The 14,533-nt window shown below is 51.9% G+C and carries 13 protein-coding genes; 4 read left to right on the top strand and 9 right to left on the bottom strand.

Annotated features, from left to right (window positions below; genetic code table 11):
• Positions 1–30: 30 nt before the first annotated feature.
• From G502_RS0101185 to G502_RS0101155, 7 genes are all read right to left on the bottom strand, one after another.
• Positions 31–2,103 (bottom strand): recombinase family protein, encoded by a 2,073-nt coding sequence (locus G502_RS0101185; protein WP_022726754.1) that lies wholly within the window; start codon positions 2,101–2,103, stop codon positions 31–33.
• Positions 2,093–2,290 (bottom strand): hypothetical protein, encoded by a 198-nt coding sequence (locus tag G502_RS0101180; RefSeq protein ID WP_022726753.1) that lies wholly within the window; start codon positions 2,288–2,290, stop codon positions 2,093–2,095. Before G502_RS0101180 ends, G502_RS0101185 begins: the two co-directional genes overlap by 11 nt.
• Positions 2,291–2,854: 564 nt before the next feature.
• A complete protein-coding gene (locus G502_RS0101175; protein ID WP_022726833.1) occupies positions 2,855–3,199 on the bottom strand; it encodes an AtuA-related protein in 345 nt (114 codons plus the stop codon).
• Positions 3,196–4,623 carry an acyclic terpene utilization AtuA family protein gene (locus tag G502_RS21805; protein ID WP_245560688.1) on the bottom strand — a complete coding sequence of 476 codons (1,428 nt, stop codon included), beginning with the start codon at positions 4,621–4,623 and terminating at the stop codon, positions 3,196–3,198. Before G502_RS21805 ends, G502_RS0101175 begins: the two co-directional genes overlap by 4 nt.
• Complete coding sequence (locus G502_RS0101165; RefSeq protein WP_022726831.1) at positions 4,586–5,899, bottom strand: TRAP transporter large permease; 1,314 nt, start codon at positions 5,897–5,899, stop codon at positions 4,586–4,588. Before G502_RS0101165 ends, G502_RS21805 begins: the two co-directional genes overlap by 38 nt.
• On the bottom strand, positions 5,899–6,465 hold the full coding sequence (locus G502_RS18075; RefSeq protein WP_022726830.1) for a TRAP transporter small permease subunit: 567 nt from the start codon (positions 6,463–6,465) through the stop codon (positions 5,899–5,901). Before G502_RS18075 ends, G502_RS0101165 begins: the two co-directional genes overlap by 1 nt.
• A 39-nt stretch (positions 6,466–6,504) precedes the next feature.
• The gene (locus G502_RS0101155) at positions 6,505–7,518 is read right to left on the bottom strand and encodes a TRAP transporter substrate-binding protein (protein ID WP_162140929.1); all 1,014 of its coding nucleotides are present in this window, start codon (positions 7,516–7,518) and stop codon (positions 6,505–6,507) included.
• A 236-nt stretch (positions 7,519–7,754) separates the two neighbouring features.
• On the opposite strand from G502_RS0101155, the gene G502_RS0101150 reads away from it, so the two are divergent.
• Positions 7,755–8,696 (top strand): IS481 family transposase, encoded by a 942-nt coding sequence (locus tag G502_RS0101150; RefSeq protein WP_026988932.1) that lies wholly within the window; start codon positions 7,755–7,757, stop codon positions 8,694–8,696.
• Positions 8,697–8,950: 254 nt separating this feature from the next.
• Here G502_RS0101150 and G502_RS18070 read toward each other — a convergent pair whose 3' ends face one another.
• A complete protein-coding gene (locus G502_RS18070; protein ID WP_162140928.1) occupies positions 8,951–9,688 on the bottom strand; it encodes a GntR family transcriptional regulator in 738 nt (245 codons plus the stop codon).
• A gap of 144 nt (positions 9,689–9,832) precedes the next feature.
• Between G502_RS18070 and G502_RS0101140 the strand changes: the two genes are divergently transcribed.
• Positions 9,833–11,890 (top strand): hydantoinase/oxoprolinase family protein, encoded by a 2,058-nt coding sequence (locus tag G502_RS0101140; RefSeq protein ID WP_022726826.1) that lies wholly within the window; start codon positions 9,833–9,835, stop codon positions 11,888–11,890.
• Positions 11,883–13,634 carry a hydantoinase B/oxoprolinase family protein gene (locus tag G502_RS21800; RefSeq protein WP_081649623.1) on the top strand — a complete coding sequence of 584 codons (1,752 nt, stop codon included), beginning with the start codon at positions 11,883–11,885 and terminating at the stop codon, positions 13,632–13,634. Before G502_RS0101140 ends, G502_RS21800 begins: the two co-directional genes overlap by 8 nt.
• 221 nt (positions 13,635–13,855) lie before the next feature.
• On the opposite strand, the gene G502_RS0101120 is transcribed toward G502_RS21800, so the two are convergent.
• A complete protein-coding gene (locus tag G502_RS0101120; protein ID WP_211217781.1) occupies positions 13,856–14,302 on the bottom strand; it encodes a transposase in 447 nt (148 codons plus the stop codon).
• Here G502_RS0101120 and G502_RS0101115 point away from each other — a divergent pair.
• Positions 14,303–14,533 (top strand): transposase (locus G502_RS0101115; protein ID WP_155957763.1); only part of this gene is annotated, 231 nt, incomplete at its 3' end.

Genomic DNA, 14,533 nt, shown 5'->3' with positions numbered 1-14,533 from the left:
TTACAATCCTGTTTCATAACACCCATCTCTCTATGTTTTTGCAGGGAATAGGGTTTGCTGATCGGGATGCGATCCCGTGGGGTACTTTGGGTTCTTCCGGGCCCGGCAAACGATCTGCTGGGCTTGCGGTTTTCCAAGTTCCGATCGGTTGAAGATCCATGGACCATCCGGCAAGGGGTGGACCCCCTTTATCTCGCCGGCTTCGGCGGCAAGTCTGAGGGTCTTCGGTGCAACGCCGAGCAGGCGCGCCGCCTTGTTCAGGTTTAGCCATGGATCGTTCCCGTCCGGCGCCGACCGGAAAACCGGGATTTTGTGATGGGACCTGTGTGCCGTGACCCGCTCGCGTGTCCAGCGATTTCCGTGCCCGGTCACCAGGCCGTTGCGGTTGAGAATGCCGGCGATCAGATCGTCGCCGGCGATCAGCACCAGCTGCCGGATGGCTGCGATAATGTCGTCGGCGGTGCTGTTGCGCTGTCCACGGCGCCGCTTCGGCAGGCGCAGTTCTGTATGGGCGCCGCCAACCCAATGGATCAACAGGACGATCTCGGAGGCTTCATCGTCGATGTCGGCGACCACCTCCTGAATGACGCTGCGCACGATGCGCTTCTTGAGCCTGGCATCCGTCGTCGGTGCCGACCAGACAGTCCAGAGGTTTGTAGCCAGTGCCGTGATATCCGTTGCCAATACGGGTGATGGTCCTGGCGTGGCGTTGTCGTGTGCGGCGATCTTGCCCTCGATCTCGCCTACATGCGCGAGGGCACGGTTCCATCGCATCTCCAGTTCTGCCGCAACCAACCGGTTCTCGGGATCGGCCGCGTCATATTGCCGGAAAGCCCGCTCGGCGGCGTAGCGGGCAGCCTCCAGATCGCGGCTGAGGGAATCCCGGACCTGATCGCGGCGACTGACTGCCTGTGTTTCGGCCTCGGCAGCGGCAGCTACCGCGCCAGGCTCGACGACACACAGGAGTGCTTGCTCAATCGCATCATCGACGCGCAGCCCACCGAAAGCGATGCAGCGCGGTTCGCCATTGTCGAGCAGCCCCCGCCAGCAGGAATAGCGCGGGATGTTGTGCTTGGTACCCGTGTAACGCACCGTGAGCTTACGGCCACAGCGCCGGCAACGAACAAGCCCGGCGAGCAGCGCGTCGCCATGCTTGGGCGCTCCATGATGTCGGCTTGTGGATACATTGTCGCTCACCATCTTTCGGATTGTCTCTGCCCTTTCCCAGCTGACATAACCTTCATGGGCATCCGGGATCAGTGCCAGCCATTCTTCGCGCGCCTTGCGTCGAACACCTGTGTGAGCGGGTGACGGACCAAACCCCGGTGCAGTACGAGTTTTACCATAGGCATAAGCGCCACCGTAGATCGGATTCCCGATCATCCGATGGATGGTTGCGTAGCTCGGCCTGCGCCAGATCACCTCGCCATTATTGCGTTTTGCTGGCAGATCCAGTCCATGTTCGAGGAACCACATCAAGGCCTGCCGGGCGCTGCCGAATTCAGCAACCTTGTCGAACACCAGGATGATCGCCTCCTGCACGCGGCGGTCGGGATCCTTCTCGAGCCGGTCCCCGACCTTCACAAAGCCGACTGGGGCTGCAACGACAAGTTCACCCCGGCGGGCCTTCTCGTAGCGGGCCGAGAGCGAACGCTGGCGTAGTAGATCGAGTTCATATTCGTTGAGGCTTCCCTTGAGCCCCAGCAGCAATCGGTCATTGCCCTGACGTGGCGCGTAAACCGTCTCCTGGTCGATCAGCACAGTGTCGACGACGCGGCACATCTCGATGAGCTGCTGCCAGTCGCGGCTGTTACGGGCAAAGCGCGATACCTCGCGCGCTGCCACCGCCCCGATCTTGCCGAGGCAGACTTCGGCGACCATTCGGTCAAAGCCCGCGCGTGCGACGCCGGCGGCGGCAGAACGGCCGAGATCGTCATCGATCGTCTCGATGCGAGACCAGCCGAGTGCCGTCAGGCGGTCGCGCATGGCATATTGCAGTGTGCCGCTCTCGCGATTGTGCAGCACCTGATGGGCGGACGACTGCCGTACATACAAGATCGCCTTGCGCTCCAGATGGTGCGTCATAATCTTCTCATGCATCATGACGCGTTTCCTCCTGTCCGGGAGTGCGCTCGCCGTCGATGTGAGCGAGGATCAGGCTCACCATAAGCGTCGTCACTGACCGCCGTGTCTCCGCCGGCAGCGCCTGCCATTGCGGTGTCGCCACCATCTTGGCATCGTTCGGCTTTGAGAACAGGTCGAACTGGTCTTTCGTGGATGGGCGCGGCATGGATATCTCCCCGATTCGCCTCGTGAGAGTTCAATATTGCGCCCATCTCCTGCATTTGTGATGTGGTACTCGTGTCCCGAAGCAGGACCGCCAAGGCGCCAAGCGCAGCAAACTCGACATACGGTGCAGCCGTGATCTGCCAGCGCGCGCTGGAAACTCGATCAAACATCCACGCAGGAACTTCCAACCACCGATCGGATGCCCGGCCCGAAAGACTGCAGCGGAAGACCGTTGCATCATTCTTATCGATCACTTTATGAATATGGACTTGATGGCCCGCCCAGGGATGCCAAGGGTAAAGAAGCTCGCGTTGGGTGGTCCTGTGGGCGTTCGGTTGCCGAGTTGTATAATGAAGTCCGCCCACACAGTTCCCTCGGCGACAAGTCCCCGATGGAACTGGCAGTTGCCTCAGGGCAGGCATGCCTGCCCTGAGGCCAGGAAGCCGGAATTTTCTCGCTCCGGCTGGTCCAAACTTGGGGGCAAGATCAATCAACCAACGATTCCAGTCCCAAATGGATGAAGCTTTGGGGTCACGTCGCTGTAAAATAAAACTATAAGAAAAAATTAGGAAAATAGTATTATTTCAATCTCAAGTATTCGAAATGAAAGCGACTTTCCGTGCCCATCAAGATTTAGGCTCTTGTTGACACCTCCTTCAAGAGCCTCATCAATCACAAAGTTCATTGCGCCTAACTTCGGGAGCTCATAGCGTGTAACCACTTGGACGTTGCGATCCGCAAACAGTGTCTTCACTCGCTGTGGTGTGACCTGCTCACGAAGCAGCTCAAAATCATTCTTAGAATAAGCAATTACACTTACATTCAACCTGTTACCCTTGTCACCAGCGCGAGCATGAGCAAGTCTGTGAAGTGGAGCGGTGTTAGATGGAAAAGACATGTCGGTTGTCATTTCCTCTGTCCGTAGAATGTAATTTTTGGTTTTATATCTGCAGCAGATATGTAGCTTGAAAGAGTATGAACGCGCGGTGTAACGCAATACCGCACACCTGCTCCTCCAGCAGGACCATTGGCATATAGTGAAAGAACTTCACGAGCGACATTCTCTGCTTCAGCTCGATTTTGTGTACTCCCGGCCAATCGCACGCGGTAGTCTCCTTCACTCGGAACACTGTCTTCTTGCCATCGACGGCTGTAGATGCTGTCATGAATACTTGCAGCACCAATTATATCGCACCGGACAGCACAATTCGAACCATGAAGCTCGATACGTTCAAGTAGAGTGCGGGCAGCTAGCCTAGCTCGCGCGAGCGCATTCAATCCGCTATACCCGATTTCACCCTCGGCAAGGAAGTCACCCTCTATAGATACAGTTACCTTTAATTTTCCAGGAGGAGGAGCTCCACGGGCCCCCATTACGCGCACTCGGTTTTCGCCGAGATCCTCCACCTCTACATCTGTCATATTTAGTTGCACATCTGGTGTGAGATAAGCAGAGGGGTCGTGAATTTCGTAAAGTAGCTGTTCCGTTACTGTGGCGGCGGATACTAACCCTCCTGTTCTCGGCGGTTTTGTAATTGTCGCAATATCATCTGCACTGACTTCCGCAATCGGAAAGCCGATCGAAGCCATACCGGGAACGTCCTTATATCCAGGATCTGCAAAATATCCGCCTGTCACGTGAGCCCCACATTCCAGCAAATGCCCAGTTAGCACAGCTGTTGCAAGACGATCCCATTCATCATGTTGCAAGCCGAACGCGTGTATCAATGGTCCGACAGCAAGTGCACTGTCTGTGCATCGTCCGGTCACAACAATATCAGCGCCATCAGATAAGGCATCAGCTATTGGGCGACCACCCAAGTAAGCATTAGCAGCAATGATGCGGGAACCAGTAAGATCTCGTTTTTCATCATTGTTCCAGGAACGAATAGTCCTTTCCCCAAAGCTCTCTAGAACATCGTCTCCCTCTACCGTGGCTACACAAGGAGTAGAAAGATTCAGTTCATTAGCAAGAGCCAGAATACGACGCGCCGCAGCCGGCGGATTTGCAGCCCCAAAGTTTCCAACGATCGGAATACCATTTTCTAGGCAGGTGCGGAGTACCGGCCGGAGGAAATCCGCTAGGTACGGTGTATAGCCAACCTCCGGATCGCAGCGACGCTGGATCTGGGCTAAAGCTAGTGTTCGTTCTGCTAGCGTTTCGTACATAAGGTACGCTGGACCGTCAGCTAATGCTAACGCTTCCGCAACAGGAACTCCGGCATCATATCGATCGCCTGAGAAACCGGCACAGCACCCAATCTTAACAATGTTTGGCTGCATCATAGTACCTACATCATCGTCCCATAAGAAGTTCAGGTAATCCCATCGCAATCTCTGGAATTGCCACAAGTAAGGCGGTAACAATTACCATTAGAAAGAAGAAGGGCGCCGCTGATCGAGCAACACCAGCAATACTACGACCACTGAGAGCTTGTATTACAAATAGATTAAAACCAATTGGGGGAGTAATCATCGCAAGTTCTATCATTATCATAAGATAGACACCGAACCAAATTGGATCGAAACCTGCATTAATAACGAGTGGGAGCACGACCGGTAATGTCATGACTATCATCGATATGCCGTCCAACAAACAGCCCAAGAAGATGTAGACCAATGATAAACAAATCAGCAACATCACAGGAGATAGATCTAACGCGGCAACAGTTTGAGCCACTTCCACAGGAATGTGAAGAAGACCAAAGGCCGCTGACAGAAAGCTAGCCGAGATCAGGATTGAGCCAATCATACAAGAAGTTTTGACAGCCGATACTAATGTAGAAATGAGCAACGCGCCCGTAAGCTGCCGCATGATGCAAAGTAGTAGGATCGCAGCGAACAACCCTAATGCGGCAGCTTCTGATGGAGTCGCAAATCCTGTATAAATCGCGCCCATGATTACAAAGATGAGACTTAGGATTGGAGCGAGATCGATAATGCTTCGGAAGAACCAACGACCAGAAATCTCTGCAGCGCCCGATGGAGCGATTCCTGGACGAATCGTGCTTATAATCATAATATAAACACCGAAAACAATAGCCAATAGTAAGCCTGGTAATAAACCAGCTAAGAAGAGGCGAGAAATTGAGACCTCCGCTTGGATGCCATACACAATCATGGGGATTGACGGTGGTATTAAGATCCCGAGACTACCTGCCCCAGCGAGTGATCCAACAGAAAGTGAATCACTATATCCGCGCTCTCGCAGCGCAGAGAGTGTAATCTTTCCAACGGTCGCCGTAGTGGCAGTGCTTGACCCACTAACAGCAGCAAAAAGACTACTACCTGCTACATTTGTATGAAGAAGCCTGCCAGGAACTCGCTCAGCCCATGGGAGTAGGCCACGGAAAAGCTGCTCCGATATCTGGGTTTTAAAAAACAACTCTCCCATCCAGATAAAAAGAGGGATTGCAGAAAGCTCCCACGTTGTGGCCGCGTTCCAAATATTGGGCTCCATAATCAAACCAATACGCGAAAGAGAAAAATCCGCGAATACAAAAAGGCTGATCATTGATACCAGTAACAAGCTAGCAAAAACCCAGAGACCCATGGACAATAAAAATAGGATCAGCAGGACAACGAGTGCGCTTGTGAGAAGGGGGTCCATTACTCACCGGTTTTCTGAGAGGTTGTTCTAGAAAGTGCGACTGACCGCAGTGCTGGACGACATAACGAAAAGAAATGCGCCACAAGCACAACTAATAAAATAAACAAGCCCGCCATAATCAGAGCTTTGGGTATCCACAATGGAACCTTAGCTGCCGTATAACTCGTGGTGCCCAATAACAGAGCACGCTCCACAGCAAGCCATTGGTAATGCAGAACAAAGAAAATGGTTCCGATAGCTGCCAGAGAACTGAGCATCTCTAGTAAAAGACGTGTCCGACCTACCGTTTGCTCCAACAGAGCAGACATTCGTATCAGCGCACCTTCCCTCAGTGCTTTCCCCATTGCCAGAAAGACAGAGCAGGCTACGGCATAACCAACGAACTCATCCATGACATATGTTGATGTGCCGCCAAAAACACGAAGTGCCATGTCCAGAAGGATATGTATGGCAGAGTAAGCGACCGAAAGGGCCGCTAGGACAGAGCCGACTGTTGCCAGCCCCCCAGCGGCCCGATCGAAGCAAATGATAGTGCTATCAACGACGGATCCTGACGTATTCTTCATAGTTTAACTGTCTCGTCGATGATAAGAAAATTAGTTTGATTAGAGACTTTTGCCCGTCTCTTCTAAATACTCATCAAGAAGCTTTTGGCCATTTTCCCCCGTATCTTCAAGCCACTCATTAATCAATTCCTCGCTGAGCGAACTATACTCGGCCATGGCCTCTGAAGAAATATCATCCACGGTTAGGATCTCCATGCCATTGTCTTGCATAGTGATCTCGTGCTCTTTGATGTCACTTTTGAATTTCTCTCGAACCCATTTTTCTGTTCTTTGGGCAGCTGTATCTAAAGCTGTTTTTTCTTCTGCATCTAGTTTTTCATATGTTGAGAGATTAATGATGGCAGCATTAGCTGACATCATCATTCCAATATCTGTGTAGGCAGATAGATGCTCCCACATACTTACGGAAATCCCTCCCGCGCTGGATGTATGAACCATTGAGATCGCACCTGCCTGAAGCTGCGGGATTACGTCGGTCCAAGGTATCTGCAAAGGATGTGCACCCGCCTTCTTGAAAAACTCCGTTGCCATTACGTCATTTGTCCGAATTTTCTCACCCTCGAGATCCGCAAGGCCATTGATAGGGTCGTTGGCCCAAATGCCAACAGATGGCCAATTCGACAGATATAGGAGCTTGGCACCGTGCTGTAAGAAAATATCTTCCAAGTATGGCCGCATGACATCCTGCAGGGCAAAAGCTTCATCTGGATCACTCACAAGGAATGGCAGGTTCGAGACAAGAAAAAGTGGGTTTGTGCCTGCTGCTGACTGGATCGGAAAATTTCCGAGAGGTATTGCCCCAGTACCCACGGAAGACAGCATATCGTTGGACTTTATACCGAGAGCTCCACCGTACTGATTAACAACCTCAATACGGTTTTCGCTTTCCTCAGAAAGAAACTCACCAAACTTCTGGTCCGCCTGTCCCATAAGTGTTGATGCACCATATTCATTTGCCATGTCCCAGGTCAGTTCCGAATCTTGAGCACTAGAGCCTGCGGGAACAACCACGGCCCCAATAACAGCTGCAGCAAAGATGTTGCGTATACTCATTATTTGCCTCCCAGCGTGGATTTCGCTTATCTGATTATATGCACTGCTACTCGATACCCAGCTCATTCAAGCACCGAGGATATGAGAAATGGTATCGTGAATCTCTATTTTTATACAACAGGTATTTTTATGTATCCGGCAAAAATCCACCTGTCAAGGAAGCTTTGCCCTATACTGATTTGGTGTTTGTCGCTGTTTTTTTGCTGCATCCCTCATGCGGGGATGCAGCAAATTCTATTGGCAAAGTTCTACACAGCTGCGCCACGACCACGCACGCCATCAGAGCTGCAATACAGCGATCGGAAGCTTCGGCCGCGAAGTTGCGCCAGACCTATGGGATCAATCCGAAGACGGTTCTCAAATGGCGCAAGCGGGCGACCGTCACGGACAGGCAAACTGGTCCCAAGGAACCAGCCTCAAGCGTTCTCAGCCTCGAGGAAGAGGCCGTGATCGTGGCCTTTCGGCGGCACACCCTGTTGCCATTGGATGACTGCCTTTATGCCCTTCAGCCAACCATCCCCCATCTGACACGATCCTCTCTGCATCGCTGCCTGCAGCGCCATGGCATCTCCCGCCTGCCGGATGTGAAGGGAGAGAAGCCAGCCAAGCGCAAGTTCAAACGCTATCCGATTGGGTACTTTCACATCGACATTGCTGAGCTGCGCACAGGTGAAGGAAAAATCTATCTCTTTGTCGCCATCGACCGCACCAGCAAGTTCGCTTTTGTCCAGCTGGTCAGGAAGGCCGGTAAAATGGCTGCTGCCCAGTTTCTCAGGGACCTGGTTGATGCCGTTCCCTACCAGATCCACACAGTGCTCACTGACAATGGTGTCCAATTCACCCTGCATGCCGAGGATATCCATGACAGTAGTCATATCTTCGGACGGGTTTGCACCGAGAACGGCATCGAGCACCGCCTGACCAAAATCGGTCATCCCTGGACGAACGGACAGGTGGAACGCATGAACCGCACCATCAAGGACGCCACCGTTAAGCGCTTCCACTATGACAGTCATAGCCAGCTGGATGCCCATCGCGACGACTTCGTGAAAGCCTACAACTTCGCACGAAGACTGAAGACGTTGGGCGGACTCACGCCCTATGAGTTCATCTGCAAAGCCTGGACGTCACAGCCTCAACGATTCAAACTGAACCCAATCCATCACATGCGGAACTGAACGAATCACCCAAGCTAACAAAGCCTGCATCATCATGATCGCCTCTTCTGGCGTCCGCGTCGATCAGCCAGCCGTGGTGATAAAAAGAAGATCACGACGGCGGCATGTGGCACACCCACGGTAACCTGATCAGAAAAATCTATTACTTGGCGGATAACGAGAGACCATTACCGCCCTTAAACTGACAGCACGAGAGGCGCATGAAGGGAAGGCCTGCTGCTTGAGGTGCTATGAATCTAACGCTTAACTAAAGCTCAATTGTCTGACAAGTCGGCGCCCACGTCACCAATACTGTTGTCTTCTATGTAAGCAAGAATACGTGATCTGAACAGACGCACGTGATCCTTAGCCAAGGCTTCGGCTCCATCTGCGTCCCGCATGGCAACAAGCTCAACTAATTTTTCGTGTTGGGCATCAATCTCATCATAATACGCCTCACTGTCAGTCAACTGTATCGGTGCTGTGGACAAAGAGATTTGCGCAAGGCGCAGTGTTGCTGAAAGCAGGGAATCGTAGAGCTTAAGAAAATGGCGGTTTCGTGCGCAAGCGGCCATAGCCATGTGAAACCTTCGGTTTGCCTCAGCCATAGCGCGATAATCCTGGTCCTCCGCTGCATTTGAGAACTGCTTTGCATATCGACGAGCCTCTTCCAAGTCATTTACGGTGTGCCGTAACGCAGCAAGCCGCGCCAAAGCCCGCTGGCACAATTCCATTGCTTCGAAATGCTCGCGTACTGTGTCCAGATCTATGGTTGTAACCCGCGCTCCACGATTTGGAAGTAGCGTTACAAGATCTTCTGAGGAAAGTCTGATCAGGGCTTCGCGGATGGGTGTTCGGGAAACCTGAAACTCCTCCACAAGACTCTTCTCGTCGATGTCAGCACCAGGCTCGAGTTCGAGCCGAATTATACGTTCACGTATCGCTGTATAGACACGCTGACTACCCGTGCCTTTCGGACGACCACGTCCTTTCGTGCCAGCTGTCTCAATCATCTTCATTTCCTGTAGCTAAATGCGGGTATTGCGTAAGCTCCTCCAGCCAAGAATGTCAAGCTGAACACTGAGTGCTAATGAATGACTTGACAGAATGATCTAACAAGACATTTTTATACACCCGGTATTTAATGGAGGTCAGCAATGACAATCAAGGTTGCAGTGGACGTCGGCGGAACCTTTACCGACCTTTTTTTTCAGAGCAATGGAATACCAACGTCATGGGTATACAAAACACCTTCAACGCCAAGCAACCCCGCCAAAGCCATTTTGACCGGGATCCAAGAAGGCCTCTCGAAATACGGGTTTTCATTAGCTGATCTATCAGAAGTCACGCACGGGACGACAGTAGCAACGAATACCTTGCTCCAGAGAAGCGGCGCTCGAGTCGCACTAGTCACCACAGAAGGCTTTAAAGATCTTCTTGAAATCGGACGGCAAACGCGCCCCTACAACTATGACATGCACAGTGATTTCCCGCCACCTCTAGTTCCACGCCATCTTCGTTTTGAAGCACATGAACGCCTATCGTGGAATGGAAATGTAGCAACTTCTTTGACTGAGGAGGAAATCACTCGCATTGTGAAATCAGTTCGTGCAGCAAACGTTAATGCGGTAGCAATCTGTCTGCTGTTCTCATTTCGCAATCCTGAGCATGAGCGCAGGTTGGCCGAGGCGCTTGTCGAACGCATACCAGACCTTTGTATATCTATGTCATGCGAGGTGCGCCCCGAAATTCGGGAATACGAGCGATTCAGCACCACTATCCTAAACTCATACCTACAACCCGGGCTCTCCGCCTACCTCGATTATCTGCAAAATTGCATCGCTGCTGAAAGTCCTGACTGTAAAATCCTAATTAGCCAGTCAAGCGGTGGCCTCATGCCCATCGATACTGCTCACCGTTTCCCCGTACGTACGGCTCTTTCGGGACCAGCAGCTGGCGTCACGGGCGCAATCGAGACATGCCGCGTAGCCGGTCACAATCGACTGATCACATTCGACATGGGAGGAACAAGCGCAGACGTATCATTAATCCGCGATCTTATACCGAACCTCAGCTTTCAGGGGGAAATTGGCGGCTTCCCGGTCAGACTTCCAATGGTGGATGTATCAACTGTAGGCGCGGGAGGTGGTTCTATAGCTTGGTTCGACGTCGATGAGCTGATGAAAGTCGGGCCCAAATCAGCCGGAGCCGAACCGGGTCCAGCATGCTATGGCCGGGGTGGGATGGAGCCGACGGTCACGGACGCGAACGCTGTTCTCGGCAGATTGTCAGTAAAACTTCTTAGTGGACGCATGTCACTCGAACTTGGCGCAGCACGAAATGCATTGCGTCCGATCGCTGAGCGTCTGGACGTTTCAATAGAGACCGCAGCTTTGGGGATCTTACGCATTGTTACTGCCAACATGGTACGTGCAATCCGCGGCATCTCTGTTGAGCGCGGTGTAGATCCCCGCGAGTTTACACTTGTCGCGTTTGGTGGAGCTGGTCCTCTGCACGCCCGCGACGTGGTTATCCAACTTGGAATTTCAAAGATCATGATCCCCATGCACCCTGGCATTCTTTGCGCAATTGGCCTTCATACGGCTAGCGTCAAAGAGGATTTCGTGCAGACGATCACCCTTCCCTTGCAGGCACCCGACGCTCAAATGCGCACGGATGAAACAACTAGTGCCTTACTAAGCTCCATTGGTACTTGGCTCAAGGAGCAAGAAGCCGATTCCAGCCAATGGGATATCACGCTGACAGCCGATATGCGATATGTCGGCCAAAATTTCGAAGTTCCTGTCCCCTTAGCTGCTATTAGCGAGCCTGCACACAACATAAACATCAGCCTCGAAACACTTCAGGCGAATTTCTATCAAGAGCACGAGCGTCTTTATGGCTTCCATACAGAAAGTGATCCTGTTGAAATTGTAAATATCAGAGCCATAGCCTCGATAGAGCGACAAGCCACTACCAATGGGGAGACCTCGGTTGTGGATGGGCTTCAAGCAATCGATCAGACGGAGATATGGTTCGACGAGCATGCCCCAGTAAACGCGCCAGTCTATCAACGCGAGAACCTCTTTCCAGGTCTCAGCATGACCGGCCCTGCGCTAATACAACAGCTCGATACCACAATCCCCCTTTATCCCAATGACAAGCTAACAGTAGACAATTCTGGCAATCTAATTATTGAGGTTAACCATGGCTGAAAAAAATAGCCTGAATTCTAGATTCAACAAGGTCGATCCTATTACAGTAGAGGTTATTCATAATAATCTACGCTCTGTTTCAGACGAAACTTATGTTGCACTTATGAAAAGTGCCTATTCCACAAACATAAAGGAACGGCACGACCACAGCACCTGCATTATGGATGCAGATGGTAATATTATAGTTCAGGCTGAAAAAACTCAAGCAATTCACCTTACATCCATGCTAGGAAATGTACGTTCTATACTTGATCGCTTTTCGAAAAATGAGATATACGATGGGGATATATTTATATCGAATGACCCCTATGCTGCACACGGAAGCCACCTTCCCGATGTAAATTTTGCTATGCCTATTTTTCATAAAGGTGAACTTGTAGCTTTTTCCTGCAATATCGCGCATCACGCAGATATAGGTGGCATGGCGCCGGGTAGCATGTCTGCAGCTATGCGAGATATCTACCAGGAAGGGGTTCGTATTCCTTTGATTCGGCTTTTTGAAGCTGGAGTGCTTAATGACGAGCTCTTTCGTCTGCTCCTACTAAACGTAAGAATGCCTGACGAAAGGCGCGGCGATTACTATGCTCAAGTAGCCGCATGCCGATTGGGCGCTCGGCGCATGAAGGGCCTTTTTGAGGAGTACGGAACCAATCAGCTTACATCTGTATTTGATCAGGTAATTCACCGTACCGAAATGCGAATGCATGAGGCAATTAAAAGAATCCCTGATGGTGCCTATTATTTTGAAGATGTTCTTGATGATGATGGGGCAGGAACCGAGGATATTTATATACGGTTAAGTGTCACGGTATCCGGGGAAAAGATATTTTTTGATTTTGAGGGTACAGCAGGCCAGGTAATCGGCAATTTTAATTGCCCATACAATGCTACCGTATCAGCTGTCTGCTATGCTATGAAGGCATTACTTGACCCAAATCTTCCTAACAATCAGGGAATGATCAACGCAATCAGCGTTAGGGTTCCGGAGGGTAGCGTTCTGAATCCCTATTTTCCTGCTGCTGTAGCCTTTCGAGCGCATACCACACAGCGAGTCGTTGACACGGTTATTGGTTCGCTTGCAGGTGCGATCCCTGATCGCGTTATTGCTGCTAGCAATGGGAGCAATACGACAGCAATATTTTCAGGAACAGATCCGCGAACTAACCGTCCTTATTTATATCTTGAAACCCTAGGCGGTGGTTGTGGAGCTCGTGCCTACAAGGATGGTAAAGATGGTGTACAACAGCACATTGCAAATACGGCCAATCTTCCGGTCGAAGCAATAGAGACCGAGTACCCTCTACAGGTGGTAGCCTATGGTTTTGCTGCCGATACTGGGGGCGCTGGAGAGCATCGGGGAGGCCTTGCTCTATGTAGGGAAATTCGTCCCATCGAGCACACTTGTGAGTTCACCGGCGCAGGCGAGCGCTTTCGACACGCACCATGGGGACTATTTGGCGGAAAAAATGGTACTCCTGGGGAGTTCCGGGTTCGCAGTACCGATGGCACCGAGATAGCCCTCCCTGGTAAACCCCACCCCATGAAGATCAATTCAGAAGAAACAGCAGTCATGCAAAGCCCTGGAGCAGGAGGTTATGGTAATCCTGATGATCGGCTGTTAGCAGAACTATCTCGTGATCTAAAGAGCGGAAAATTTACGCGTGAATTTCTCTGCAAATACTATGGGAAAGACAGGCTTGCTCAAGCTCAATCATATGATGAGCTTCCAGACAGTGACTACTGAATGGGCAGTTCAACCTTCGGAACGCTTCCCCTGCTTCTTCTTTGCGGTGTCAATTTTGCGGTGAGAATCCATCATATAGTAGATTCGAGGTACCTTAAGCTTCGGTTTTTCCTGAGATTTATTGAGGGACCCAACTCTTGACATCGTAGGGGTCGCTGGTTCAATCCCAGCCGCGCTCACCATTTTTCGGCTCTTCCCCATGAACGGGGGATGGGCATTCATCAGACCCGGTTGATTATACCATTCCACCCGCAGAGGGCGAGCACCCTCATGCGGTAATTCTCGAAGTTCCTGAATCCGAAGGCACGGCGCAAGATCATCTCCATCTTGGTATGGAAGCCCTCGGTGATGCCGTTGGATTTGGAAAAGCGCCACATTCGGACAATCGGCTCGAGCCAGGAGCGGAGCGTCGTGGCCAGGGCTTTGGCCGGGCTCTTGTCAAACTGCTCGAGGAGCGCCAGGAAGCGCAGCAGGACCTTTTTGGCGCGTTTGGCATTCAGGGTCTTCATCAGCAGGAAGCGCATCAGGCGCTGCTTGGCCGCGTAGAGGGCCTTGAGCACCGGACGCTCCTCCAGATACTGCGTAAGCGGTGCGAGAGCCCCATACTCCAGTAGCGGGTTTGTATAGGTTACTGTTGGTCCCAGTGTTATCGAAATACGGGATACCAAATGGACCAACATTTGTTAGTGGAGGAGTTCGACCATAGTGTCGAGCGCCTTGATGTGCTGGAGGGCCCGACGGGCCGGCGGCGTTGGACGGAGGAGGCCAAGGCGCGGATTGTCGCGGAATCGTTTGAGCCGGATGCGCGCGTTGCCGAGGTGGCGCGGCGCCACGGCCTGCGCCCGCAGCACCTCTCGAGCTGGCGCCGCCAGGCGCGCGCAGGACAGCTGCCGGGCCTG

The sequence above is a fragment of the Fodinicurvata sediminis DSM 21159 genome, assembly GCF_000420625.1.
GTDB classification, from domain to species: domain Bacteria; phylum Pseudomonadota; class Alphaproteobacteria; order Kiloniellales; family DSM-21159; genus Fodinicurvata; species Fodinicurvata sediminis.
The sequence above is the reverse complement of the archived record's forward strand: the minus strand, read 5'-3'. Positions and strand labels throughout refer to the sequence as shown.

Excerpts from the sequence above, each read along its gene's own strand:
- G502_RS0101185 (WP_022726754.1), bottom strand. The coding sequence starts at position 2,103 with ATGATGCATGAGAAGATTATGACGCACCATCTGGAGCGCAAGGCGATC.
- G502_RS0101180 (WP_022726753.1), bottom strand. The coding sequence starts at position 2,290 with ATGCCGCGCCCATCCACGAAAGACCAGTTCGACCTGTTCTCAAAGCCG.
- G502_RS0101175 (WP_022726833.1), bottom strand. The coding sequence starts at position 3,199 with ATGACAACCGACATGTCTTTTCCATCTAACACCGCTCCACTTCACAGA.
- G502_RS0101165 (WP_022726831.1), bottom strand. The coding sequence starts at position 5,899 with ATGGACCCCCTTCTCACAAGCGCACTCGTTGTCCTGCTGATCCTATTT.
- G502_RS18075 (WP_022726830.1), bottom strand. The coding sequence starts at position 6,465 with ATGAAGAATACGTCAGGATCCGTCGTTGATAGCACTATCATTTGCTTC.
- G502_RS0101155 (WP_162140929.1), bottom strand. The coding sequence starts at position 7,518 with ATGAGTATACGCAACATCTTTGCTGCAGCTGTTATTGGGGCCGTGGTT.
- G502_RS18070 (WP_162140928.1), bottom strand. The coding sequence starts at position 9,688 with ATGATTGAGACAGCTGGCACGAAAGGACGTGGTCGTCCGAAAGGCACG.
- G502_RS0101140 (WP_022726826.1), top strand. The coding sequence starts at position 9,833 with ATGACAATCAAGGTTGCAGTGGACGTCGGCGGAACCTTTACCGACCTT.
- G502_RS21800 (WP_081649623.1), top strand. The coding sequence starts at position 11,883 with ATGGCTGAAAAAAATAGCCTGAATTCTAGATTCAACAAGGTCGATCCT.